Source organism: Shewanella sp. 10N.286.52.A9 (assembly GCF_041468985.1).
Classification (GTDB): domain Bacteria; phylum Pseudomonadota; class Gammaproteobacteria; order Enterobacterales; family Shewanellaceae; genus Shewanella; species Shewanella japonica.
Map to the genome: position 1 here is coordinate 161,756 of NZ_JBFRJQ010000006.1, position 24,893 is coordinate 186,648.

Sequence of the window (24,893 nt, forward strand, 5' to 3'; positions counted from 1 at the left end):
ATGTTGTGAGTGAAAATATAGAAAGACGGAGGTTTCTAAAAGGCATGGGAGCTGCCTCTTTAATTCTAGGCCCTATGGGGTGTAGTTCTGTTAAAGATGACAACGAAGATGCCAATAAACCTCATTACGTCATGGTGTTTGATCAAAATAAATGTGTCGGTTGTGGTGAGTGTAAAGAGGCATGTAATGTCGCTAATAACTTACCTGATGGCAAATCAAAATTGTTGATGGAACATCAATCGGGTGGTGTGGAAGGGCAAGCCTGTCCACATTGTGGCAAAGAAGCATGTAACTGTGAGCGTAAATTTGTTCGTGTGTCTTGCCAACAATGTAAGAACGCGCCTTGTGTTGCCGTTTGTCCTACTGGTGCTGCACATAAAGATCCTAAAACTGGGATCGTCACCATGGACGCCAGTAAATGTGCTGGCTGTAAATATTGTATTGGCGCTTGTCCTTACAATGCACGTTTTATCAATGAAGAAACTGATGTCGCCGATAACTGTGATTTTTGTTTAAACAGTAAGCTGGCAAAAGGTGAGCTACCTGCATGTGTGCAACAGTGTAAATATGATGCGTTGATCTTTGGCGATGCTAACGATCCAACCTCATACGTTAATAAGTTATTAGCGGTAAAAGACTCTGTACGTATGAAACCGCAGTTTGGTACCGAACCAAGCCTTCGTTACATTCCAGTCGTAAAATTGGGGGTATAAGATGGACGGTTCAATGGAATTTACCATGGGCTTATCTGAAGGGGTGGCATGGCCTTGGCCAATTGCGGTTTACCTTTTCTTAGCCGGTATTTCGGGTGGTTCGTTAGTAGTGGCATTGGCTATTCGCTTCTTTAAGGGGCAAACAGCTACGACACCATTATACAAAGCTGCCAGTTTAATCTCATTCGTGACGATTGCACTTGGGATGTTATGTCTGGTTTTAGACTTAACTAACCCATTATTCTTCTGGCGTATTTTGGTGTTCTATAACTTCACTTCAGTGATGTCTATCGGGGTAATTGCACTGTGTGTATACATCCCGCTAACTGCAGTGTTGTGTTTATATGCCTTTGAAGATGAAATCAAAACCATACCAGCGCTCAACTTCTTGTTGCCTATTATTACTATGCTTAAACCCGTTCGTAAGCCTTGCGAAGTGACGGCGTTAATTTTAGCAGCAGCAGTGTGTGCTTATACCGGTTTCTTGATTTCAGCGTTAATCCGTTTCCCGCTCATTAATACTGCAGTATTACCTGCGTTATTCATTGCATCGGGTGTTTCAGCGGGTGCTGCAGCGTCAAAAATGTTGTCAGTATTCTTGTTTAAAGAAGACATGCATAGCAGTGAACTTAAAATCCTTCATGGAGCTGAATGGCCAATCATGATTGCGGAAATTTTGTTTATTTGCATGATTGCGATGTCACTTGCCACAGGAAATGCAGGGGCGCAGTCAGCTTTTGCTGCATTTACCTCTGGTGTGTGGGCAAACTTGTTCTGGATTGGTGTCGTAGGTGTTGGGTTCTTAGGCCCTATTCTACTTAACTTTGCCACCGGTAAAACCTTTAGTCATTCAGCTAAAGCGTTCTATCTATCAGGCGTATGTGCCATTAGCGGCATGATGTGTTTACGTCTGTTTATCCTATATGCAGGTCAAACATACGCAATTTAGTGTTGCCAGAGTCACCCTTAAGTCTTATGTCTTCCCTTAGTCATTTTTAAGGGTGATTCTTTTTACCAGGTAATAGCCTGTATTGAATTGGAAAACTGAAATGAAAAAAATACTATCGCTACTGTTACTCGTTCCTTTCTTATTTGCCTGCCAACCTGACAATGTTACAACAGAGGCTGATAGTCATGCACATGCAATACATGAACACGATCGTTGCCATATGTGCGGCATGATGATCACTAAATATCCAGGCCCCAAAGGCCAGCTAAAACTGAAAAATGTGGAAAAAAATCCTTCTTTTTGCTCAACCCGTGACATGTTTAGTTTCTTACTTCAGCCAGAAAATGCCCGTCAGGTGACACAAATTTGGGTACACGATATGGCGGCAACATCTTGGGATGATCCTAAAGATGAACACTTCATTGACGGTAAAACTGCCACCTATGTTTACGGTACAAGTCGTCAAGCTGTGATGGGTTCTGCTGTTGCCTCATTCAGCACAGTTAACGCCGCAGAGCAGTTTGCCAATGAATATGGCGGCGCGGTATTAGGCTTTGATGATATTACTATCGGATTACTCGGCGAAGGCATGAGCCATCATTAATTGACTTAGGATATTAGCCGATATTATTGCGCTGTTATAGCGTCTATTCACAGTATGGTGAGTGATGATTCATTGCCAAGGTAAATCGAGGCGAAAGTGAGGAAAACCATGGTTAAATTTTTGCTTAATGGGTTGTGGTTAATCGGTGTCATTAGCGCCCCTTGTGCTTTCGCAAACTCGACAGACACCGACGTGCAAAATTCGCTTAATGTCATTTTGCTGCAGCAGGTCATAGATGAAGCCAACGCCCATGACACTGTGTTGCTGCAGGACCAACCTTACACTGGCAATGCCGTTATTAACAAACCTTTGACACTCATAGGACACCCTTGTTCAATTATTGATGCCCAGGGCAAGGGAAGCGCCATTACGATTGCAAGCAGTGATGTTCGTGTTGAGCAGTTAACAATACTAAATTGGGGATCAGATCAGTACGAGCTTAATGCTGGCATCTTAGTGAATGATGGTATGAGTAATATTGTGATTTCTGGGAATAATTTAACCGGTGATGGCTTTGGTATTCGGGCTGATAATACCTCGCATATTGAGATTTATAACAATTACATCATAGGGAATAAGCAATTTTTTGTACTCGACAGAGGCGATGGCATTTATCTAAAAAGGGTTGATGACGCGGTGATTGAGGGGAATACCATTAAAGATGTGAGGGATGGGATATACCTTGAGTCAGGTAAGAATAGCCTCATCGATGACAATCATTTCTCATCTCAGCAGTACGGTATTCACTACATGTATACCGAAGGTGATGAAGCCAAAAATAATGTCGCTGTGGATGTTGATGGCGGTTATGCATTAATGAACTCAAAGCGGATTAATCTCCATCATAATCGCGTAGACAATGCGGCGACTTTTGGGGTGTTGCTAAACATGACCAATGACTCAGACATCCATGCAAATCAGGTAGATAATATCGTTAATCCTCAGCCCAAAATGCCGACGGGTGATGAGGGTAAAAGTATGTTCATCTATGGTGCCCGCGATAATCGTATTTATGAAAACCACTTTGGCCACAGCGAAATTGGTATTTATATGGCCATGGGAGGCGAGGGAAACAAAATTTATCGTAATCAATTTATCAACAACCAAGCACAGGTAAAGTACGTAGGCGACACCTTAGTAGAGTGGAGTCACCAGCAGCAGGGAAACTACTGGAGTGGATTTATCGGTTGGGATAACTCGGGTGATGGGGTGAGTGAACAAGCGTATCAGCCTAGTGATCATTTAGATCGCTTGTATTGGCTTTATCCAGAAGCGCACTTTTTATTAAAAAGCCCTGTGGCATCTTTATTACGTTGGACTCAACAGCAGTTTAGTCTTTTACCTGAGGCTGGAGTGATCGATAGCTTTCCAATGACAAGCGCATCACGGCCTTCCTTAATTGAAAATAATCGCCCACAGTCTGCGCAGCAGTTGTTAAGTAAATAGGGTTATCATGGAAAATACAGCCAGTATTCATGTTCAGAATCTCGTTAAAAAATACGATGATTTTACCGCTGTTAACGATATCAGCTTAACCGTTTCAGCAGGCGAAACCTTAGCGCTGCTTGGCCATAATGGCGCTGGTAAGTCGAGTTTGATAAAAATGCTGTTAGGCATTGTAAAGCCGACTTCAGGTCAAATCTCCATGATGGGGAATATGGTGACCCATGAAAAAGATCGTCGCCAGGTTAATTTAGGCTACTTGCCTGAAAATATCAGTTTGTATGAAAAGCTGACGGGTAAAGAAGTACTTAACTATTTTGCCGCACTAAAACGGATTGATAAAGCCAAGGTATCGACAGTACTGACGGAGTTTGGGCTTGAGTATGCGCAAGATAATCCGGTTAAGAGTTATTCAAAAGGCATGAAGCAACGACTTGGTTTTGCACAAGCCATTTTGTCATCGCCTGACATTTTACTGCTTGATGAACCGACCGTTGGACTTGATCCTCAAGCTTCATTATTTATGTATCAAAAAATCGCAGAGCTGAAACAGCAAGGCTGCGCAATTATCGTATGCACTCATGAATTGGCTGTGGTTGAGGACAATATTGATCGTGCATTCATTATGGCTGATGGACAACACCTCGCTAGCGGTAGTTTGAGCCAATTAAGGCAGTCGACTGATTTGAAAGTGAATATAAGCGGAACTGAAGTGAGCCGTATTATCGCAGAAGATCCCTTTTTAAATGCCTTATCCATTCAAGATAAGTTAATTATCTCACAGCAAGATAAACCCAAGATTATGAAGTATCTGACTACGCATTGCGGGGTGTATAACTTTTTAATTGAAGAACCTGATTTAAGTGATATTTATCATCACTGCATGAATAACCGTCAGCAGTACGCTGCTTGAGGACAATAAATGTTGACGCCAATTTTAACTATCGCCACAAAAGAAATTAAAGATAACTGCCGCAACCGTTGGGTGGCTTTTATTGGCATTATTTTAACCAGTTTGGCCTTACTGATAACTTTTTCAGGCTCAGTGGTGACAGGTGAGCTTGTTATCCCAGAACTGCCGCTTTTGATGGCTAGTTTAAGCTCAGTTGCAGTATTTATCTTGCCACTTACAGCGATCTTGCTTAGCTACGACAGCTTTATTGGTGAAGAAGAGTCGGGCACCTTATTACTGCTTTTATCTTATCCGTTAAGCCGTAGCCAAATATTGGTGGGTAAGTTTATTGGACACTTAGCGGTAATTTCTTTCACTATTTTTATTGGTTTTGGTGCAACAGCATTGCTGGTCGGGATATTAACTGATTTGGCGTTATTTTCGCTAATATCGACCTTTTTACACTTAATGGTCAGCAGTATTTTATTAAGTATGTGCTTTATTTTAGTCGGTTACGCAGTGAGTTTGCAGGTAATTGAAAAGGCTAAGGCAATTGCGATTTTATTGTTTATTTGGGTTGCTGTTGTATTAGTTTATGACCTCATTTTACTGACCATGATGGTGGCTGAATCAACGAGTATTTCTAATGGTGTATTACAGCTACTTATTCTATTAAACCCCAGCGATGTGTTCCGAGCATTGATGTTGGTGGTTGCACCTCACTCAAGCCACGTAGAGGGTCTATCTTCATTAGTGCAATGGCCAGTATTAAGCTTGTACCTTACCTTAGTGGGTTGGAATGCAATGATGATGATGCTGTCATTAGGCTTGTTTTATCGTAAACGTTTTTAGGGCTAATTATTGCTAAAGAGGTTTATCAGTCAGACTGCTTACAAACTATTTCATATTTTGTATCTTTAGATGTATTAGGTTTAAGTTACTGTATTATTTAGTTAAATATTTTACTGGATTGAGTATGTGGTCACATAAAATTTACAGTGTCTAGGATATTATATCATTGGAATAAATTAGATAATTAGCTCAAGTACAGGTGCTTCCAGTGCTAAAAATTACATCATATTTAACACTTGATACTTCAGCAAAGCAGCTGGTTAATCATCTTAATGATGAAAAAACCAGTCTTACGTTTTCTGAAAATGCTGTGCTGATAAAATTGCTCGATCATAGTGAAGAGATCTGGACTAAAGAGCAGCTATTAGCTGAAGGCTGGCCCGATCGTGTGGTTGCGCCTACTTCATTAACCCAATGCATTAGTACCCTGCGTCGTAAGTTAGAGCCTTACTCAGAAATTCATTTAAAAGCAGTCGCTCGCCGTGGCTATCAACTTCATATTAATGAACGTAGCCATGTCAAAATGGTGTCATTAACGGATCGCGATACCCTGCGTGCAGCGTTTTTAGATGTTGGTGTTATGGTAAAAATAGCCGGCGCTATGGTTGTGATTGGGCTAATTACATTAGCTTGGTATCAATGTGAATATCATAAAGTTTTGAAAAAAACCTCTGAGTGGAGCAGTGACAAACAAGTTGAACTGAATATCGGTGGTGTGACGGAAAGTGCAACTTTGCTCTATAAAGATAATACCGACCAAGTGCATAAGTCCAAATGGCAAAAACATCTCGCGCCAGAAAGTAATATTGTTGAAGGCTTAAAAGGCTTTAGTGCTTTTGCGTTAACAAATGGAGCTCATTACTCTTTTGCATCGTGTCCTGGTTATACACTTGATGATTGTAATGGTGAAGGCATCATTAATATCAATACGTTAACTCCAGAGCCTGCTGGTTTGAATATGAGTGAATTTGTGCCACTCAGTCAGAAAATGGAAGATAGAATTCGATACAACCGTGTACTTATTCCACAAGACAGTGTCGGTAACATTGTTGAGCACCATTATCATGCTGATGTGTACTTTCCTGTGGCTGGTGAAAAGTTAATTCGGGGTGATTTTAGCCTGTCTTTGGTTTATGAAGATGACACCAGTGGCCAAATTTATACCACGACCTGTATTACTGATGAAGACTGTGTAACTACGCCAATTAAGTGGAAAACACGAGGGACGTTTAATCAATATCAGCAAAAGATTGGCGATTATGATGTTGATGTTTTTTATACCAATATCGAACATAAAGAGTTTATCAAACCTGATTTCGTTACCCCATCTGCAATGCGTTTTTATCGAGAAATTAGACGTGATGATATCCAAGTCACGAATATGACGCTTTTCAGGGTACACAAGACCAAAGATACTGCGGTGTGGATTTTACCGTTTATGGATGGTTTAGTCGCTTGGTCTAAGTACGAGAAGGTGCAATTCTAGCCCTTAAGCTGATGTTGTAAACGAGCGCAAATAACAAAAAAGCCGACTGAGATAGTCGGCTTTTTGTTGGGCAGCAAGGATTCAATTCTGAGAAGGTTGAATAGCTTGCTATGAATTCGCCTTTATTACTTAATAAAGGCGAATGCATCTCCGTAGAGATGAGCTTCATCGACACCCATTTCACGAAATACTTCACGGGCTGCACCGACCATATCAAAGCGGCCAGCAATGTAGATGTCATAGCCAACTAAGCTGACATAGTCTTGTTTAATTTGTGCTAATAAATTGGCTTGCTTACCATTCCAGTTAGCAGGGGCTTCTTCAACCACTGGGATAAACTCTAACCAGTTATGCTCTTCATGCCATTGACGTGCGATAGCTTGGTAGTACATGGCTTCTTCTGTACGGCAACCCCAATAAAACTGAGTCGCGACGGTTTGGCCTGTCGCAATTTGTTGCTCGATGATGCTTTTGATGTACGAAAACCCTGTACCGCCAGCAACCATAATACGTGGACGGTTACTTTCTTGACGTAAAAAAGCATTTCCTGCTGGAGCTTCAATATCTATGTAGTCATTGGTTTTAAGGCGCTCAACGACTTGCATTGGGTAGCTTTCTGAGACTGCAGCACCAATATGTAGCTCAATTAGTTCAGCACCTGGCGCTGAAGCAATTGAGAATGGACGTTTGTCTTTTTCGCCCATGACAATAGATAAGTATTGACCTGCTTTAAAATCAAACGCCGCTTCAGGTTGTAAGGTGACCTGAAACACGGCGTCGTTAAATGGGGTGACGCTAACAACTTTACAGCGAATGGTGTTCATCTAACATCCTTTTAGCCCTTTCTATGAAGGGTTATTTTCTTTTATATATGTAGGGTCTAGGTTGCGCTAGTGTGATATAGATCACCATTATAGCGTTGGTGCATCATCAATACCTAATTCTTCCCAAATATCATCAATCTTTTCTTTCACTTTGGGATCCATCACTATCGGAGTGCCCCATTCTCTGTCGGTTTCGCCTGGCCATTTATTGGTGGCATCCAGTCCCATTTTTGAGCCTAAACCCGCTACAGGAGAAGCGAAATCTAAATAATCAATCGGCGTATTGTCGACCATGACGGTATCGCGAGTTGGGTCCATGCGAGTGGTAATAGCCCAGATGACATCCTGCCAATCACGACAATTCACGTCTTCATCAACAATAATAATGAACTTGGTATACATGAACTGACGTAAGAAAGACCAAGCTCCCATCATGACGCGTTTGGCATGACCTGCATATTGCTTACGAATTGAAATGACTGCCATACGGTACGAGCAGCCTTCTGGCGGCAGGTAGAAGTCAATAATTTCAGGATATTGCTTGCGTAAAATAGGCACAAAGACTTCGTTTAATGCCACGCCTAACATTGCCGGCTCATCAGGTGGACGGCCAGTGTAAGTGCTGTGATATATGGCGTCTTTCCGCTGTGTCATGTGAGTGACGGTGAAAACTGGGAACTTGTCTGTCTCGTTATAGTAACCAGTATGGTCGCCATAGGGACCTTCTTCTGCCATTTCTTCAGGGTCGATATAACCTTCTAAAATGATCTCGCTGGTGGCTGGAACTTCTAAGTCACAGCTAATCGCTTTACAGACCTCAGTGCGTTCACCACGCAGTAAGCCTGCAAAGGCATATTCACTCATTGAGTCAGGTACAGGTGTCACCGCACCTAGGATGGTGACAGGGTCTGAGCCTAAAGCAACGACCACAGGGTAGCGCTCACCTGGGTGCTTTTCTTTGAAATCTTTAAAGTCTAATGCGCCGCCACGATGATCGAGCCAGCGCATAATTAATTTGTTTTTACCCAGTAACTGCTGACGGTAAATACCTAAGTTTTGGCGTTTTTGGCGCGGGCCTTTAGTGATGGTTAAACCCCAAGTCACCAAAGGTGCCACATCACCAGGCCAACAATGTTGAACTGGTAAGTTTGTTAGATCCACATCATCGCCAGTGATGACGATTTCTTGGCATGGTGGATTACGGACCGTTTTAGGCGGCATATTGAGTGCTTGCTTGAATTTTGGGATTTTCGCGATCGCATCTTTAAAACCACTAGGTGGCTCTGGCTCTTTTAAGAATGCTAATAACTCACCGACTTCACGTAGGGCGAGAGGATCCTCTTTACCGAGTGCCATGGCAACCCGTTTTGGAGTGCCAAATAAGTTCACTAAAACAGGCATAGATTTGTCTGTTGGATTTTCAAAAAGCAATGCAGGACCGCCAGAACGAAGTACACGATCGGCAATTTCCGTCATTTCTAGATTAGGATCAACAGGATAACTAATACGCTTTAATTCACCATTGGCTTCGAGGTGATCGATGAAGCTACGTAAATCCTTAAAACTCATGGCTAATTCACTCTTTTTATAATCGCTCTTTGGGGCGCACTATAGCATTTATATAATATTGGGTTAAGCCAAGATTATTGGTTCAGTGGCTTTTTAGGGTAAACTGATATTAATTGGCTTTGTGATCTTTCAGCCTAGGAGCGATCAAATGGCAATATTCAGTCAACCTCACCGATTGTCGATGTTATTCGTATCAATAAGCCTGACTCTGGCTATTCTGCCTTCACATGTTATGGCTGAATCTTTTCGTACTTCTTCAATGAGCGCTGTTGCTACAGAAAATGGTGCTAAACATCGCCATTCGGCTGGCAGTCATCGTTATGATCGTTATTCAGGTTCGTCAGTACGCTGGGGAGTAGGTTACAACAATTATTGGGGACCCAGTATTGGCGTAGGATGGAGCAGTGGTTGGAATAACCGCTGGTATAACCGTTGGGGCTATAATGGTTGGGGAGGAAGATGGGGCAATGGTTGGCGTTATCCTTATCGATACGATTATTACGACCGTTATTACCGTGATCGTTATATGAACAACCAATCCCGTAATAACTATGTTGAACCAGTCACAGCAGTTGAAGCGCCAAAACGAACAACCACTAGCATTGAGTATGCAAAAGGGATTAGCAAGTTGCCAGACAATGCACGAGTGATACAACGTGATGGTCATACTTACTATGAATGGGATGGTCATGAGTATTATTTTGACTGGTCGACTGAGCGTTACTTTGAACTTGAAAAAGGTAAGCAATAATTAACCATTGTTTTTTAAAGCCCGTCGCTCATTCGTTGGCAGTAGCGCTGTATACTGTGCCTAGAAAGGTAAAAGCCCTAATGAATCCATTTCATTAGGGCTTTTGTTTGCATTGTCTTTCGACATTTTATCGTTACATATTATTGTTATTAGACCCTGTAACGTACTTCAAAATAGCCATTGCTGTCTACGGGGAGTTAAACAGCAATCATTATCTTGAAACTTTTACCTGACTTGCAGGCTGTGGCTGCCTATTCTCAACCTTACTCTTGTAACGCTAAGCGTTAGGCTAAGCCACGGTATAAAATTGACAAGAGAGGTGGGGGAGAGAGATTTTCGCTGGGGGACGAAAATAACGCATCCTTTCTTGTCGGAACTGCCTTCAAACGATGAGTTGTTAGCGCTCAATGTTTGAAAATAAAATTGGAAAGAAAAATCACTGCGATTGTTTAGCTTCCGATGGGGACGAATGCTAAAGTCATTTTTCTTTCCGAAACGTTGAATTTAATGTCCTTTTACTGACACTAATTCTTGATTCAGTTGAAATAGCCTTTTCTGCAAATTTGCTATTTCAGTTGCAATTTCAGTGGCTAAATCTTGTTGTTTGCTCACTGATTTTAGAGGTTGTTTTCTTTTCTTCACCCATTGGTAAATGGTTTTTGCTGACACATTATATTGCTTGGCAACATCTGAAATTAATCGATTATTGTCTTTTACTTCCTTGATTACTTGTTGCTGTAATTCATCTGGATATATTCGATTTAGTGTCGTCATCATTGTTCCTACTACTCAATTTTGTTAACCACGAACCTTCATAAAATTAAGAGGTTTTTAGATTAATGATTGTTATCAATATCCCAGCTGCTCAATCCAAGGTGATGGAAGAAGTGCCACTGATATTGACAGTTTTCAATGAACATTCTTAGATAATTCATACTTAACTCCCTGTATTACATCTCTAATCGAGTCATAAATTGGTCAAAAATGCATCTACCTCTAAGGTGGTATATATCTATATGGAATAGTCGTGCCAATTTTGAAATAAATATTTTATCGTTAATTAACAGTTAGTTAGTTTTTTAGTGTGTTAACTCTAAAAAAATGCGTTGTGCTACATTGGTGCAAATTATCCATTTTGGTGCAAGGTGGTGATTTATTGGTAAATTTAATTTACCAGACTTTTTGGGCGTCATTTCTAGTGACATTAACGGTAAACCATTATCACTTAATCAGTATGAATGAGGAGTGTTACAGTGAGTCGTTTATGATTTAGAAGGATTAAAAAATCCATGCCGTTTGGCATGGATTTAGTGAGATGCGAAGGACGGATATTGACTACATTAAGAAGATCGTCGCTAAACCTAAAAAGGCAAATAGGCCGATGACGTCGGTTACTGTGGTAAGCACCATACCACCTGCTAAAGCAGGATCGATGTTCAACTTTTTCAGTAAGAGTGGGATACTGGCGCCTGCAAGACCTGCAACAGTCATATTAATGAGCATGGCGCCACCAATCAAACCACCTAAGGCCATATCATCTTTCCACAGCCAAACGGCAAAAAATACCAACACTGACCACATGATGCCGTTAAGGAAACCAATGGCTAACTCTTTGCCTATTAACCAGCGAGAGTTACTTTGACCAATATGCCCAAGGGCAATACCACGAATGACCAAAGCCAATGTCTGGTTACCAGCAACGCCGCCCATGCTCGGAACAATGGTCATTAAAATGGCAATAGTGGCAAACTGCTCAAGGGTGCCTTCAAACATGTTACTGACAGAGGCAGCAAGTAAAGCAGCAAATAAATTGATTGTTAACCACAAAGAGCGTCGGAAGGTACTTTTCATGACGGGACCGAATGTGTCCTCGTCATCATCCATCCCCGCCATCCCCATCATGGAGTGCTCGGCATCTTCACGGATAACATCGACGACGTCATCAATGGTAATACGGCCTAATAACTTCTGCTGTTCATCAACGACAGGGGCTGAAATCCAGTCATGACGTTCGAATAACTGTGCCACTTCATTATCTGGCATATCAACAGGGATACTTTCAAGCTCCGGATCCATGATGCTGCGGATCGTTTCGCTAGGGTTACAGGTTAATAGATCGGCTAAACGGACCCCGCCAAGTACATGGTCGTTTTTATCGACCACATAGAGTGTATCTGTCGTATCGGGTAAATTGCCTCGTTGGCGTAAGTAACGCAGTACCACATCAATATTCACGTCGGGACGTAAAGTCACGGTATCGGTATTCATGATACTGCCGGCAGTATCTTCAGGGTAGGATAACGCTTGTTCAACTCGGTGACGGTCTTGGCTACTCATCGATTGCAGTACTTTCTTATACACTGCATCTGGCAAGCTACGTAAAATATAAGCTAGGTCATCGGTGTCCATTCCTGAAGTGGCTTGCGCAACTTTTTCAGGTGTCATGCCACTGATAAGCGAATCTTTTAACTCTTCACCGAGTTCTTCAAGAATTTCACCGGCTTGTTCTTGGTCGATAAGTTGCCACAACACTTGGCGTGTTTTAGGGGGAGATGACTCAAGAATGAGGGCGACATCAGAAGCGGCCATATCATGCAGCATATTGCGCACATGCACAAACATACCACTACCAAGTGCTTGGGTGAGCTGATTTAGGCGCTGTTCTGTAAGTTCGCTATCTATCACTTCGATACTCATTCGCCACTCCTCAAAAATTCGATTGCTAATATTAACTTAACAGTGTGTAAAGGGAGAAGCAGTTTCTAATATGGCGTTGATTGCCGTATAAAAAATAAGCAGGTTATGGTGTGGGTCATGACATTATTATAGTTAACTATAACTGTTTGTTGTTGATAATTTGCCGTTGATTGGTTTAATGCGCTTTGAGCAGCGCAAAAGCTTAGTTTAAGCGTATTCCCGAGTAGGATATGAGGTTAATAAAGCATGGCTGTTAGCGGTTTGGAGTCGTAAATTTCAATGTTTTGCTAGTAAGTGATAACTAGCAACGAGTTAGCCTGAAAGCGTTAAATCATATAAAAGGATTAGCTTTCTTCGTCAAATTTGTCGTTAATCAGTTGGCAAACCGCATCTAGTGCTTGCTGCGCATCAGGGCCTTCAGCCTGAACAGTAATCACTTTTCCTATACCACTTTCTAGCATTAATAAACCTAACACACTCGCTGCGCTGGCTTGTTTGTCACCTTGAATCAAGGTAATGCTGGCTTTAAATTCCGTAGCCAATATAGCTAATTTTGTTGCCGCTCGAGCATGAAGCCCAAGTTTATTACTGATGGTGATTTCTCTGGAGATACTCATCGTCACAGGTTGAGCTCTCGGTGGCGAGCGCTAACTTGGTGTTTACTGTTACTGAAGCGCTGTGTGAGTTGATCTGCAATATAAACCGAGCGATGCTGTCCACCTGTGCAGCCAATCGCGATGGTAAGGTAACTGCGATTATTGCGCTCAAGGTGCGGCATCCAAGTATCAAATAAATTCTCAATCTGCCAGATGAACTTATTGACTAGGGGTTGTCTGCCTAAGAATTCTTGTACTGGTTGATCAAGACCTGTTAATGGTCTTAACTCTGGCTCCCAATGTGGGTTTGGCAAAAAGCGGACATCAAACATAAAGTCGGCTTCAGTAGGCATACCGTGCTTGAATCCAAATGATTCAAAGTGAATGACTAATTCTTTATCAACACTGCCCATAAGAATTTGTCGGACTTGATCGCTCAAATCGTAAATATTCAGCTGAGATGTGTCGATGTAGTGATCAACCATTTTGGCAATTGGTTCGAGCAATCGACCTTCAAGTTGAATCGCTTCTTGTAATGAGATTTGATTTTTTGACAGCGGGTGTAATCGACGTGTTTCACTGTATCGTTTTAGCAGTACTTGATCATTGGCATTTAAAAATAAACTAATGATCGTGGTATCGTCGGACAATAAAGCAATTTGCTGCTCTAATACTTTGCCTTGCTCTTCGATATTACGCACATCAACACTGATGGCGACAAGTTCGTTATTTCCTTTTAGCTGCTCTAGTAGGCTGCCAATCAGTGGGAGAGGCAGGTTATCAACACAGTAATAACCTAAATCCTCTAACACTCTTAAAGCAACTGACTTACCTGAGCCCGATCGTCCTGATACGATGACAAGTTTCATGCAGTAATAACCTGATACAGTTCTGTAGCGTCATGACTCTTTCGAAGTCTTTTAAGGATGAGTTTATCGCTTAATTTCTCAGCCATACTTGATAACGTGCTTAAGTGTTGCTGACATTGCTCAGAAGGAACCAATAAGGCAAATAAAATGTCTACTGGCTTCTTATCAATAGCATCAAAGTCGATAGCTTCTTCACATTTGATCAAAATAGCGATCGGCGATTCAATGTCGTCTAAACGCCCATGTGGAATCGCAATGCCATTGCCGATACCTGTGCTACCCATTTTTTCACGTGCTATTAAACTTTCGAAAATAGCTTGTGAAGATAGAGTAGGGTACTGGTCAGCCATTAAATTGCTGATAAGTTCCAGTACCTTTTTCTTACTGCCCGGAGTGGCACAGGTAGTGCACGCCGGCTGCAGGATGGTGCGAAGTTCCATCGTTAGTGTTTAATTAACTTCTCTTTGTGTTTAATTACCTGACGGTCTAATTTGTCTATCAGGGCGTCAATTGCGACATACATATCTGCGTTTTGAGATACGGCAAAAACTTCACCTCCTTTGAGGTGCAATTTAGCTTCGGCAATCTGTTGTAACTTTTGTACATTGAGCACAACGTGAACATTATTGATCTGTTCGAAGTGACGTTCAAGCTTTGAAAACTTAGTTTGCACATACTCACGTAAAGATTGAGTAATTTCGATATGGTGTCCAGTCAGGTTAATTTGCATAGATCATCCTCCAATAACAAAGGCTTATAAGCTTTTGCGTTGGTTTGAGGGAGGGATGAGCATTGCTTCACGATATTTGGCGATCGTACGCCGAGCAACATTGATCCCTTGTTCAGCCAGTAGCGTCGCCATTTTACTATCGCTAAGTGGCTTTTTCTGGTTTTCTGCAGCGACCAGCTTTTTGATAAAGGCTCTGATTGCTGTAGAAGAACACTCTCCGCCATCATCGGTACTTACGTGGCTAGAGAAGAAGTATTTTAGTTCAAAAAGGCCGCGAGGGGTGTGCATATATTTTTGAGTTGTAACCCGTGAGATGGTCGATTCATGCATCTCTACCGCTTCGGCAATATCATTTAATACCATAGGCTTCATGGCTTCTTCGCCGAACTCAAAGAAACCTTGCTGGAATTGAACAATACAATTTGCCACTTTTAACAGGGTTTCATTGCGGCTTTCAATACTTTTAATAAACCATTTGGCTTCTTGTAAGTGACCGCGAATGAATTGGCTGTCAGCTTGATTGGCTGAGCCTTTTGCCATGGCGGCATATTGCTGATTTACGCCTATTTTAGGCATATTATCTGGGTTTAATTCTACGACCCAACGGCCATTCTTTTTAAACACTGTGACATCTGGGATGACGTACTCATCTTTGATTGGAGTAATTTGTAACCCTGGGCGAGGGTTCAGTGTTTGGATAAATTGAATCGCTTCGCGTAAATCATCTTCTTTAAGCTTGGTTTTACGCATTAGTAATCTGAAATCACGGCCTGCTATTAAATCTAGGTGTTCAGATATCAGTAATTTTACATTTTCTATGCAAGGGATTTCGCTTGGGTATTGTCCCAATTGAATCATCAAACATTCGCTTAAATTTCTTGCAGCGACGCCCACTGGATCAAAATGTTGTACACGCTTTAAAACGGCTTCAACCTCATCAAGTTCAATATCCTCAAGACCGAGTGCATCGAGAATATCTTCTGTTGATTGGGTTAAGTAACCTCTATCATCAATTGCGTCGATGATGGCTGTCGCAATGGCGAGGTCATTTTCAGAAAATGGGGTTAAGTTTTTTTGCCATTCTAAATGTTCGTATAAACCTTCAGTCGTTTCACCTTGAAATGGCATATCGTCATCACGGCTTACAGCGCCAGAACCTGAGTTAGGAGAGGCGGTGTAGACTTCATCCCAAGTGGTATCCATTGGTAAGTCTTCAGGCATGGACTCTTTCGTAAGTGACTCTGTTGTATCGACTGATGAGGTGTCTTTTTCTACGCTGACTTGGCTGTTATCGCTAAAATCGGTGTCAGTTTGCTGAGCATTGTCTTTGACTGGTTCTTTTGCTTTGGCAAACTCATCCTCAAGCTCAAGAAGAGGATTTGAGTCAAGTGCTTGCTGAATTTCTTGCTGTAGCTCCAAAGAGGAAAGTTGCAATAAGCGAATGGCTTGTTGCAACTGCGGGGTCATTGTCAGGTGTTGACCCATTTTAAGTTGGAGTGAGGCTTTCATTTACCGCTTATCCCTAATTGAATTTCATCATCGCGACTACAATGTTATGGGTCTAGCACCTTTGTAAGTGTTAGCTAGACTTTAACCGAACTTGGGTTCTACTTTGCCAAAAATTAGCGTTAAGTTTTGAGTCTAGTGTATAACGCTAAAAAGTGGGACTGGTTGGCCGCGAAAATGCCATGCTTGTACACTAAAGAATGCTAACTATAGCTTGAATTGCTCACCTAAGTATACTGACCTGACTTGCTGATTGTCTAAGATCTCAGCAGGCGTACCTTCAGCAATTAAATCTCCGTGGCTGACAATATACGCACGCTCACATACATCAAGTGTTTCACGGACATTATGGTCAGTAATCAATACTCCAAGACCACGATTTTTTAGTTGTTGAATAATTTTCTTAATATCTATCACGGAGATAGGATCAACACCCGCAAATGGTTCATCTAATAAAATAAACTTAGGATTGGCGGCTAAAGCGCGTGCTATTTCTACACGTCGACGTTCACCACCTGATAGAGCCATACCTTGGCTGTCACGAATATGGGTAATATTGAACTCTTCTAATAAGTGCTCTAACTCTTCGATTCGTTGCTCACTCGATAAGGTTTTACGGGTTTGCAGCACCGCCATGATGTTATCGTGCACAGTGAGTTTTCTAAAAATACTGGCTTCTTGAGGTAAGTAACCAATACCTTTACGAGCACGTAAATGCATTGGGTCTGCAGTCAAGTCGTCAGAATCAATCAAAATACGACCTTTATCGCTTTTGACTAAGCCAACAACCATATAAAAGGTTGTGGTTTTACCTGCACCATTTGGCCCTAAAAGACCAACAATCTGACCCGTTTTAACGGTTAGGCTAACGTTTTTGACAACTTGGCGGCTTTTATAGCTTTTTGCTAAGTTTTCAGCTGTTAAGGTAATTTGTGTCATTATTGCTTTTGCTCTGCCGCAGGGGTCGTTATGTCTGCATTGGTTGAGTTTTGAATATCAGATTCTTGAGGGGTGACTGATTCAAGGAGGGCATCAGTGTTAGTTTCAACAGCATTTGCCTCAGGAGTCACTGTTTGATTCTCAGTTACATTGTTAGGTGCATTGTCAGTCGCATCAGCATCTGGGTTATCAAGCGAATCATTATTTTCTATCGGCGCTTCGTCTGAGTTATCAAGTTCTTCGTTTTCTTTATTCAAGTCAGGGTAATTTTCTGGCTGAAAAATAGTGATAACTCTGTCTTTTCCTTCACCTGTGCTTTCAGCGATCAGTTGCTGTTTATCAATATTATAGCTAATGAGATTACCAGTAACCTGGCTGCCTGCCTGGTCAAGTTTTGCATTGCCTTTTAAGGTTAAAATACTGGTTGAAAGCTCATATTTTATTTCGTTCGCACTTGCGGTACCGATACGGCCATCATCGAGTTCTTGTGAGAATGTGGCTGGATTACCTGTCGCAATCATGGTTTTTTTGCCACCCGACTCTTCACTGAATGCACGTAATTGATCGGCATTAATATTAATGGTGCCTTGCGTCACATTCACTGGGCCGAAGAAAATCACTTGGTTATTTTTAATATCTGCTTTTTGGCTGACGGCAGCAACTTTAAGCTCTTGTTGTAAATCACCTTCTTTGGCATGAACGCCGGTGACTGTCACTAAGCTCAATCCCATTAGGCTCATACCAAGAATACTTTTTCTAATAAAGTCTGTTTTCATAAGCTTATTGAGTGAAAATGTCAGTGTTTTACTTTGCTTCATATGTTCCTTCTACCTGACTTAAAAGCTCTAACTCTTCGGCATTTAAATCAGCATAAAGGCCTAAGCCTTGTATTTTAAAATCTTGTCCTGAGACATTAATTTGTCGATCAGACGTCATGATCATGGTATTTAAATCTAACGCAAGCATACTTGTGGTTAGCGATTGTACTGGTTCATTGATGTTTATTGCATCAATAATAACATTTTTTTCTAGCACCACTTTACCGGTTTCTTTATTAAGCTTGCCTAATTCAGCAGTTAATTGCCACTCAGCTTCGCCGTTTTCTGGATAGATAAGGTATACAGGCTCAGTGAATAGGGTTTCATTGGTTTGCTGAAAGTGTTCCATGTGTTTTGCTGACACCCGGCTTTGTACTAATCCTTGCTCGTTAAATTCTGTGCTTCGTAAGTCATTAGCGATGAATTCTGGACGCGCGGGATCGGGAAGCTTATTGGCTTCCATTTGACTACGCTTCACTTGCACTTGCCAGTATAAAACTAATGCTGCACCAAAGAAGCCGAGAATAGCGAGGGTGGTACGGCTCATATGCTCATTCCGTGGGCGGTTTCGAACTTGTCTTGGCTAACAAGCAGTAAATCAGTTAACTCACGTAAAGCGCCGTTACCGCCATTAATGCGAGTGATCATTTGGCAATGTTGTTTTACGTATGGGTGACCATCAGCTACGCAAACAGCTAAGCCCACTTCTTTCATAACGGGTAAATCAACCATGTCATCACCGATATAGGCCACTTCATCTGGCGTTACATTATAAATACTGAGTAACTCTTTAAATGGTGTGAGCTTATCGTCTACCCCTTGATAGATATGGCTAACACCTAGCGCCGTCATTCGATTTTCGACAATGGCAGACTTTCGGCCTGTGATAACGGCAACACTGATACCGCTAGTTAAAATTGATCGAATACCGTAACCATCACGGGTATGGAAAGCTTTCAACTCTTCCCCTGCGTTACTTAAATATATACGCCCGTCAGAAAAGACCCCATCAACATCACAGATCAGGAGTTTGATTTTTTTAGCGCGTTGCCAAATATCGTCTGATACAGGGCCATATAATCCTTGATGAACTTGACTCTTCGACATATTAAATGACTCCTGCTTTTACCATATCAAGCATATTAAGTGCGCCAATTGGGCGTTGATTTTCATCAACAACAATTAAGCCGTTGATACTTTTTTCATCCATCACTTGTAAGGCCTGTGCTGCTAAAATATCAGCTCTGATGGTAATGCAATTAGGGGTCATCACTTGTGAGATTGGCGTGGTGCGTAAATTGACTTCGGCATCAATCACTCGGCGTAAATCACCATCGGTGAAGATACCGACTAACTGTTGGTTGTCATCAATAACGGCAGTCATGCCTAGTCCTTTATTGGATATTTCGTATAGTGACTCTGTGATGCAAACCTGGCTATTAACTTGCGGAACATCGCTTCCATGATGCATGACGTCTGATACTTTAAGTAAGAGTTTACGTCCTAATGATCCACCTGGGTGTGATAATGCAAAATCATCACGAGTAAAGCCTCTGGCTTGCAATAATGCGACGGCTAGGGCATCTCCCATTACCAAGGTTGCGGTAGTGCTTGAAGTAGGCGCTAATCCTAATGGACAAGCTTCTTCTGGTACTTCAATGCAAAGATGCAGTTTAGATAACCGCGCCATGTTAGATTCAGGCTTACCCGTGATCGCAATCACTGGAACCCCCATGCGCTGAATAACGGGTAGCAAGGTTAAAATTTCACTCGACTCACCAGAGTTAGAAATTGCTAAGATAATATCATTTTTAGCCAGTGCACCTAGGTCACCATGGCTTGCTTCACCTGGGTGAACAAAAAATGCAGGCGTTCCTGTGCTGGCCAAGGTGGCTGAAATCTTATTGCCAATGTGGCCTGATTTACCCATGCCCATGACAATCACTTTACCTTTGCACTGCAAAATTAGTTCACAAGCTTGGCCAAAGGCATCTGAATCAACGTACTGATATAGGTTATCTAACGCTGTTTTTTCAATATCAATGACTTGACGACCCCATTGACGCAACTGTGTTTGATTTATCATATGTTTCTCGTTTTTTTCCAATGCTAATGAGTCTTTAACAATGGTGAGTGACCCATCTTTATGCCCCGTTATTGAGATTGAAATAAGACAATCTGGTACGCAATAAAGACGACTAATAATATGGCGCCATGCCAGCGAGTTAATTGTTTCTTCGCTCCACTTGATAATACGAGCACAGCAAGGGCTGCACTGGTACCAAGTGTCATGTAAAAATCACGGCCAGCAGCATTGGCATCTATTTCCCCTGGGGCAATCAATCCTGGTATAGCAAGTACCGCTAGGATATTAAATAGATTCGAACCCACAATGTTACCAATTGCGAGATCATCTTCTTTTTTTAATACGCCAGCTACGCATGCTGCTAATTCAGGCAAGCTTGTTCCCACTGCAATAATGGTTAAACCAATGACTAAATCTGATAATCCAAATGTCTTTGCAATGCCTACAGCGCCGGTTACCATCCAGTCAGCAGAAAGTGGTAGCAAAACCATGCCAACAATAATCCAGATAATAGCATGTAATGTAGGTACATTTTTAGGGATCTCTGCATCAGATTCGTCAGATAGTGGATCTATTTGCTTATTTCTCAGTGCTTGCCAGATGAAATAACCCATTAACGAGAAGAAAGCGACCAAAAGTACTGTGCCTTCAAATCGGGTTAGCATACCGTCATGAATGAGGTATCCGGCTAACACAGTTGCCGCTAACATTAACGGAATTTCACGTTTAAGGGTTTGTGAGCTAACTGATATAGCACCTAATAGTGCTGTAATACCAAGAATTAAGGTGATGTTAGCAACATTTGAACCTAGGACATTTCCAACGGCAGTATTACTCATCCCTTCCATCGACGCTGTTGCAGCCACAAACATTTCAGGAGCAGAACTTCCCATGGCCACAATGGTTAATCCAATCAGCATTGGAGGTAGGCCAAGGTTTCTAGCGAAAGCGGCTGCGCCATATACGAAGCGATCTGCGCTCCAAACTAATACGCCTAATCCAGCGATTAGCATTAAAATATTAAAAAGCATGTGGTTCCAAAACGTGTGTTAATAGCGATATTTGTGCAGGATTTTAACAAAAATATGAGCTGATGCGATAATTGTTGTGGATTGTAACTCATGGTGATTGATTTGTTGTAGGTTCTTACACAATTTCGTACAATTCAGCTCTACACCACATGCGCCAGGAAGGCTATTATTTCTTCAATATCCGATTCCAAATTATTAGATTCAGCAATGCCATTGGTCGAAGTTCGCCACATGGGGTTCAATCGTGGATCACGTGTTATTTTTGATGATATTTGCTTGAGCATTCCCAAAGGGAAGGTGACAGCGATTATGGGCCCGAGTGGCATCGGAAAAACAACCTTACTCAAATTGATTGGTGGTCAATTAACGCCTAACAGTGGTGAGGTACTTTTTAGTGGTGAAAATGTTCATCAATTAACACGTCCGCAATTATTCGAATTACGTAAAAGAATGAGCATGCTTTTTCAAAGTGGTGCGTTATTTACCGATATGAATGTATTCGATAACGTCGCATTTGCCCTGCGAGAGCATTCAGGCTTACCTGAAGAGCTTATTCGTAAAATTGTGTTAATGAAGCTACAAGCGGTTGGGCTTCGAGGCGCAGCACAGATGCACCCTAATGAATTGTCTGGTGGAATGCAGAGAAGGGCAGCGTTGGCGCGGGCAATTGCACTAGAACCTGAAATGATTTTGTATGATGAACCATTTGCAGGCCAAGATCCTATTTCCATGGGGATGCTGGTGAAATTGATAAGCGAATTATCAGATACCTTAAATTTAACTTCAGTGGTGGTCTCTCATGATGTGGACGCCGTGCTGAGTATTGCCGATTATGTTTACGTCATCGCGGAGAAAAAAGTCATTGCTTCAGGAACTCCTGAAGAATTACGTGCTTCTGATAATCGTCAAATTGAGCAATTTATCAAAGGTAATCCTGACGGCCCTGTGCCATTTCATTTTCCTGCCGAAGATTACCAACAGGAGATGCTCAATGGGAGTGATTAACCGCATTGAAAACATCGGTCGCTACGCATTAGATTTTATCGCTGGTTTAGGGCGAGCTGGTCTTATGCTGTGGGGGGCAATTGCCCATTTACCTAGATTGCAAAAAGGGCTTCCTTTACTGCTCAAGCAAATTTATGTGCTTGGTGTGCGCTCAATGGTGATTATCGTCGTATCAGGTCTATTCATAGGTATGGTGTTAGCGCTTCAAGGTTATACCGTACTTGCTGATTTTGGTACTGTTGAAAGCCTAGGGCCTATGGTTGCCTTGAGTTTATTGCGTGAACTTGGCCCTGTGGTCACAGCTCTTTTATTTGCTGGTCGAGCGGGTTCAGCATTGACAGCTGAAATCGGATTAATGAAATCTACCGAGCAATTGTCTAGTCTTGAAATGATGGCCGTTGATCCGTTGAAGCAAGTTATCGCACCTCGCTTTTGGGCTGGAGTGATTTCAGTGCCATTATTAACCATGATGTTTTGCCTTGTTGGAATATTGGGTGGTCATTTGGTGGGGGTAGAATGGAAAGGCATTGATAGCGGGTCTTTTTGGTCAATTCTTCAAGCGTCGGTTGAGTGGCGTCAGGATATTGTAAATTGCTTGATTAAAAGTACCTTCTTCGGTGTGGTTGTGACATGGATTTCTTTATATCGCGGGTATGAAGTCACGCCAAACCCTGAAGGGATAAGCAAAGCCACTACCTCGACCGTGGTGCAAGCAAGTTTGGTCGTACTCGCATTAGATTTCTTGCTGACTGCAATCATGTTTGGTCAGTAGTCATATTTTTAACGTTCATAAATTAAGTGGTTGAAGCGTATGTTGACAAGGAAAGTAGAATTATTCGTAGGCGTATTTTTACTCGCTGGGCTGCTGGCATTTTGTATTTTGGTATTCAATGTTGCCAACGTAGAACTAAAACCCAATCAAGCTACCTATACTTTAAAGGCAGAGTTCAACAATATTGGCGGGTTAAAAGTACGCTCGCCAGTTAAAGTAGGCGGAGTTGTCGTTGGCCGCGTGACAAATATAACCTTAGACACTAAAAAACTTGTGCCCGTGGTAACGTTAACGATGGACAAGCAATATGATCAATTCCCTGAAACCAGTAGCTTATCGATTTTAACCTCGGGTTTACTTGGGGAACAATTCTTGGGCTTAACCCCAGGTTTTATGGATGATGATATAGAGATGCTAGCGGATGGCGATAGAGTCCATGACACTCGTTCAGCATTAATATTAGAAGATTTAATTGGGCAACTTCTGTATAGCGTTTCTTCGAAGGATTAATAGGAGAGTATCATGAGCCAATGTTTCATACGTTTATGGCGTGTTTGTGTCTTATTCGCGGTCATCATTTTGCCAGTACAGGCTAGCGAAGTGATCGACACCCATGACCCTTTTAAATTAGTCCAGCAAGTATCCAGTAAAACCTTTGAACGTTTTGATGCTGATAAGGCACTCATTGATGCTGATTTGAGTCATTTGAAAGTCATTGTGCGCGAAGAGTTAATGCCTTATGTGGATTATAAGTATGCAGCTTATAAAGTCATGGGGCAGTATTTACGCGACACCACACCAGAGCAACGAGAGCGTTTTGTTGATGCATTTGAAGGGTATTTGGTTGCGACTTATGCGCAAGCGTTCACCGAATATACTGGACAAAAAGTGCAATTTTCTCCAGCTAGTGAATTCGAAAATGAAAAGTTTGTTGATGTAAATGTGCAAATTATTGAAGACGGTCGTCCGCCAATTAAGGTGATGTTTAAGGCTAGACGCCTAAAAGATGACAGTTGGAAAGCATTCGATTTAGTCGCTGAAGGGGTCAGTTTGCTGGCATCTAAACAGTCAGAAATCACCAACCTTATTCGCCAAAAAGGGGTTGATTCAGTGATTGAGATGCTTAAAGAGAAGACCCAGCAAGAAATCAATTACAAACAGGATAAGGAAAATGCTGCGTGATTGAGTTTTTACAGCAAGGTGACATTTGTGAAATTAAAGGGCAACTAAGGCAAATAGAGGTCATCGATTTATGGCCAAAACGACAAGAGTTGTTTACTGATTCGACTCAGGTGTTAGACTTGTCAGCTTTAGAGTATGCCGACAGCGCAGGCGTCGCTTTTTTACTTGAGCTGGTTAGTTTAGGTAAAAGCAGTAAAAACACCACTCAGCCAAGGAGATTGGCACATCCGAGTAAACATCTAAAAAGACTCATTGAGTTATATGATTTAGAATCCTTTTTTCTAGAAAACTAGCATTGAATTTAAGGTAACCAATTTCATGGATTGCAAAGTAATCGAGCAGATTTTAACAGAAGCACTAACGATTGATGAAGTGCATGTCACTTCAGATGGAAGTCATTATAAAGTTGTTGCCGTTGGCGAATGTTTTGATGGCATGAGCAAAGTAAAGCAGCAGCAAACGATTTATGCACCATTAAATGACCATATTGCTAGTGGTGAATTACATGCGCTGACCATCAAAACATTTACGCCGACACAGTGGAAGCGTGAAAAATTATTTAATATGTAATTAGAGAGT

Annotated in this window: 28 protein-coding genes and 1 pseudogene; 14 read left to right on the forward strand and 15 right to left on the reverse strand. The window is 41.8% G+C overall.

Annotation, left to right across the window (positions count from 1 at the left end; all coding sequences use genetic code 11):
- The first annotated feature begins 5 nt into the window (after window positions 1-5).
- The 7 genes from AB4128_RS05800 to AB4128_RS05830 all read left to right on the forward strand — a co-directional run bounded on the left by AB4128_RS05800 (window position 6) and on the right by AB4128_RS05830 (window position 6,939).
- Window positions 6-713, forward strand: coding sequence for a 4Fe-4S dicluster domain-containing protein (locus AB4128_RS05800; RefSeq protein WP_055023495.1), 708 nt, complete (start codon window positions 6-8; stop codon window positions 711-713).
- A gap of 1 nt (window position 714) precedes the next feature.
- Window positions 715-1,662 carry an NrfD/PsrC family molybdoenzyme membrane anchor subunit gene (gene nrfD / locus AB4128_RS05805; protein WP_055023494.1) on the forward strand — a complete coding sequence of 316 codons (948 nt, stop codon included), beginning with the start codon at window positions 715-717 and terminating at the stop codon, window positions 1,660-1,662.
- A gap of 100 nt (window positions 1,663-1,762) precedes the next feature.
- Entirely contained in the window at window positions 1,763-2,266 is a 504-nt protein-coding gene (locus AB4128_RS05810) for a nitrous oxide reductase accessory protein NosL (protein ID WP_372037236.1), read from the forward strand.
- A 108-nt stretch (window positions 2,267-2,374) separates the two neighbouring features.
- A complete protein-coding gene (gene nosD, locus AB4128_RS05815) occupies window positions 2,375-3,712 on the forward strand; it encodes a nitrous oxide reductase family maturation protein NosD (RefSeq protein ID WP_372037237.1) in 1,338 nt (445 codons plus the stop codon).
- A gap of 7 nt (window positions 3,713-3,719) precedes the next feature.
- The gene (locus tag AB4128_RS05820) at window positions 3,720-4,622 is read left to right on the forward strand and encodes an ABC transporter ATP-binding protein (RefSeq protein ID WP_065109377.1); all 903 of its coding nucleotides are present in this window, start codon (window positions 3,720-3,722) and stop codon (window positions 4,620-4,622) included.
- A gap of 9 nt (window positions 4,623-4,631) precedes the next feature.
- Window positions 4,632-5,453, forward strand: a complete 822-nt coding sequence (locus AB4128_RS05825) for an ABC transporter permease subunit (RefSeq protein WP_372037238.1) — start codon at window positions 4,632-4,634, stop codon at window positions 5,451-5,453.
- Window positions 5,454-5,661: 208 nt separating this feature from the next.
- Window positions 5,662-6,939: a winged helix-turn-helix domain-containing protein gene (locus AB4128_RS05830; protein ID WP_119967912.1), complete on the forward strand. Its 1,278-nt coding sequence runs from the start codon at window positions 5,662-5,664 to the stop codon at window positions 6,937-6,939.
- Between the two features lie 125 nt (window positions 6,940-7,064).
- Here AB4128_RS05830 and fre read toward each other — a convergent pair whose 3' ends face one another.
- The gene (fre, locus tag AB4128_RS05835) at window positions 7,065-7,763 is read right to left on the reverse strand and encodes an NAD(P)H-flavin reductase (protein WP_055023488.1); all 699 of its coding nucleotides are present in this window, start codon (window positions 7,761-7,763) and stop codon (window positions 7,065-7,067) included.
- Between the two features lie 87 nt (window positions 7,764-7,850).
- Window positions 7,851-9,332, reverse strand: a complete 1,482-nt coding sequence (gene ubiD / locus AB4128_RS05840; protein WP_055023487.1) for a 4-hydroxy-3-polyprenylbenzoate decarboxylase — start codon at window positions 9,330-9,332, stop codon at window positions 7,851-7,853.
- A 148-nt stretch (window positions 9,333-9,480) separates the two neighbouring features.
- Here ubiD and AB4128_RS05845 point away from each other — a divergent pair, with 148 nt between their 5' ends.
- On the forward strand, window positions 9,481-10,083 hold the full coding sequence (locus AB4128_RS05845) for a hypothetical protein (protein ID WP_055023486.1): 603 nt from the start codon (window positions 9,481-9,483) through the stop codon (window positions 10,081-10,083).
- 504 nt (window positions 10,084-10,587) lie between these two features.
- On the opposite strand, the gene AB4128_RS05850 is transcribed toward AB4128_RS05845, so the two are convergent.
- From AB4128_RS05850 to AB4128_RS05910, 13 genes and pseudogenes are all read right to left on the reverse strand, one after another.
- Entirely contained in the window at window positions 10,588-10,857 is a 270-nt protein-coding gene (locus AB4128_RS05850) for a transposase (protein WP_055023485.1), read from the reverse strand.
- A gap of 561 nt (window positions 10,858-11,418) precedes the next feature.
- Entirely contained in the window at window positions 11,419-12,780 is a 1,362-nt protein-coding gene (mgtE, locus tag AB4128_RS05855) for a magnesium transporter (protein ID WP_055023484.1), read from the reverse strand.
- Between the two features lie 344 nt (window positions 12,781-13,124).
- Window positions 13,125-13,397, reverse strand: coding sequence for an HPr family phosphocarrier protein (locus AB4128_RS05860; RefSeq protein ID WP_372037239.1), 273 nt, complete (start codon window positions 13,395-13,397; stop codon window positions 13,125-13,127).
- A 2-nt stretch (window positions 13,398-13,399) separates the two neighbouring features.
- Complete coding sequence (gene rapZ / locus AB4128_RS05865) at window positions 13,400-14,245, reverse strand: RNase adapter RapZ (RefSeq protein ID WP_055023482.1); 846 nt, start codon at window positions 14,243-14,245, stop codon at window positions 13,400-13,402.
- On the reverse strand, window positions 14,242-14,685 hold the full coding sequence (ptsN, locus tag AB4128_RS05870; RefSeq protein WP_055023481.1) for a PTS IIA-like nitrogen regulatory protein PtsN: 444 nt from the start codon (window positions 14,683-14,685) through the stop codon (window positions 14,242-14,244). The genes rapZ and ptsN overlap by 4 nt, the downstream gene beginning before the upstream one ends.
- A gap of 2 nt (window positions 14,686-14,687) precedes the next feature.
- Window positions 14,688-14,975: a ribosome hibernation promoting factor gene (gene hpf / locus AB4128_RS05875; protein ID WP_055023480.1), complete on the reverse strand. Its 288-nt coding sequence runs from the start codon at window positions 14,973-14,975 to the stop codon at window positions 14,688-14,690.
- Window positions 14,976-14,999: 24 nt separating this feature from the next.
- Window positions 15,000-16,484 (reverse strand): RNA polymerase factor sigma-54, encoded by a 1,485-nt coding sequence (locus tag AB4128_RS05880; RefSeq protein WP_065109381.1) that lies wholly within the window; start codon window positions 16,482-16,484, stop codon window positions 15,000-15,002.
- Window positions 16,485-16,688: 204 nt separating this feature from the next.
- Window positions 16,689-17,420 (reverse strand): LPS export ABC transporter ATP-binding protein, encoded by a 732-nt coding sequence (lptB, locus tag AB4128_RS05885; RefSeq protein WP_055023478.1) that lies wholly within the window; start codon window positions 17,418-17,420, stop codon window positions 16,689-16,691.
- Window positions 17,421-17,614: 194 nt separating this feature from the next.
- A pseudogene (gene lptA, locus AB4128_RS05890) lies at window positions 17,615-18,160 on the reverse strand (lipopolysaccharide transport periplasmic protein LptA); the annotation flags it as partial.
- A gap of 64 nt (window positions 18,161-18,224) precedes the next feature.
- Window positions 18,225-18,785 (reverse strand): LPS export ABC transporter periplasmic protein LptC, encoded by a 561-nt coding sequence (gene lptC / locus AB4128_RS05895; protein ID WP_055023477.1) that lies wholly within the window; start codon window positions 18,783-18,785, stop codon window positions 18,225-18,227.
- On the reverse strand, window positions 18,782-19,345 hold the full coding sequence (kdsC, locus tag AB4128_RS05900; protein ID WP_372037240.1) for a 3-deoxy-manno-octulosonate-8-phosphatase KdsC: 564 nt from the start codon (window positions 19,343-19,345) through the stop codon (window positions 18,782-18,784). The genes lptC and kdsC overlap by 4 nt, the downstream gene beginning before the upstream one ends.
- A 1-nt stretch (window position 19,346) precedes the next feature.
- Window positions 19,347-20,324 (reverse strand): KpsF/GutQ family sugar-phosphate isomerase, encoded by a 978-nt coding sequence (locus AB4128_RS05905; protein WP_080916863.1) that lies wholly within the window; start codon window positions 20,322-20,324, stop codon window positions 19,347-19,349.
- Window positions 20,325-20,392: 68 nt separating this feature from the next.
- A complete protein-coding gene (locus AB4128_RS05910) occupies window positions 20,393-21,355 on the reverse strand; it encodes a calcium/sodium antiporter (RefSeq protein WP_055023474.1) in 963 nt (320 codons plus the stop codon).
- A 207-nt stretch (window positions 21,356-21,562) separates the two neighbouring features.
- On the opposite strand from AB4128_RS05910, the gene AB4128_RS05915 reads away from it, so the two are divergent.
- The 6 genes from AB4128_RS05915 to AB4128_RS05940 are packed head-to-tail and all read left to right on the forward strand — an operon-like array spanning window position 21,563 to window position 24,884.
- Window positions 21,563-22,360 carry an ATP-binding cassette domain-containing protein gene (locus AB4128_RS05915; RefSeq protein ID WP_055023473.1) on the forward strand — a complete coding sequence of 266 codons (798 nt, stop codon included), beginning with the start codon at window positions 21,563-21,565 and terminating at the stop codon, window positions 22,358-22,360.
- Window positions 22,347-23,132: a lipid asymmetry maintenance ABC transporter permease subunit MlaE gene (gene mlaE, locus AB4128_RS05920; protein ID WP_055023472.1), complete on the forward strand. Its 786-nt coding sequence runs from the start codon at window positions 22,347-22,349 to the stop codon at window positions 23,130-23,132. The genes AB4128_RS05915 and mlaE overlap by 14 nt, the downstream gene beginning before the upstream one ends.
- A 39-nt stretch (window positions 23,133-23,171) precedes the next feature.
- Complete coding sequence (gene mlaD / locus AB4128_RS05925; protein WP_065109384.1) at window positions 23,172-23,642, forward strand: outer membrane lipid asymmetry maintenance protein MlaD; 471 nt, start codon at window positions 23,172-23,174, stop codon at window positions 23,640-23,642.
- Between the two features lie 12 nt (window positions 23,643-23,654).
- Window positions 23,655-24,314 carry a phospholipid-binding protein MlaC gene (locus AB4128_RS05930; protein ID WP_080916857.1) on the forward strand — a complete coding sequence of 220 codons (660 nt, stop codon included), beginning with the start codon at window positions 23,655-23,657 and terminating at the stop codon, window positions 24,312-24,314.
- Window positions 24,311-24,607 carry a lipid asymmetry maintenance protein MlaB gene (locus AB4128_RS05935; protein WP_055023470.1) on the forward strand — a complete coding sequence of 99 codons (297 nt, stop codon included), beginning with the start codon at window positions 24,311-24,313 and terminating at the stop codon, window positions 24,605-24,607. The genes AB4128_RS05930 and AB4128_RS05935 overlap by 4 nt, the downstream gene beginning before the upstream one ends.
- Window positions 24,608-24,632: 25 nt before the next feature.
- Window positions 24,633-24,884 (forward strand): BolA family protein, encoded by a 252-nt coding sequence (locus tag AB4128_RS05940; protein ID WP_055023469.1) that lies wholly within the window; start codon window positions 24,633-24,635, stop codon window positions 24,882-24,884.
- Window positions 24,885-24,893: the final 9 nt, after the last annotated feature.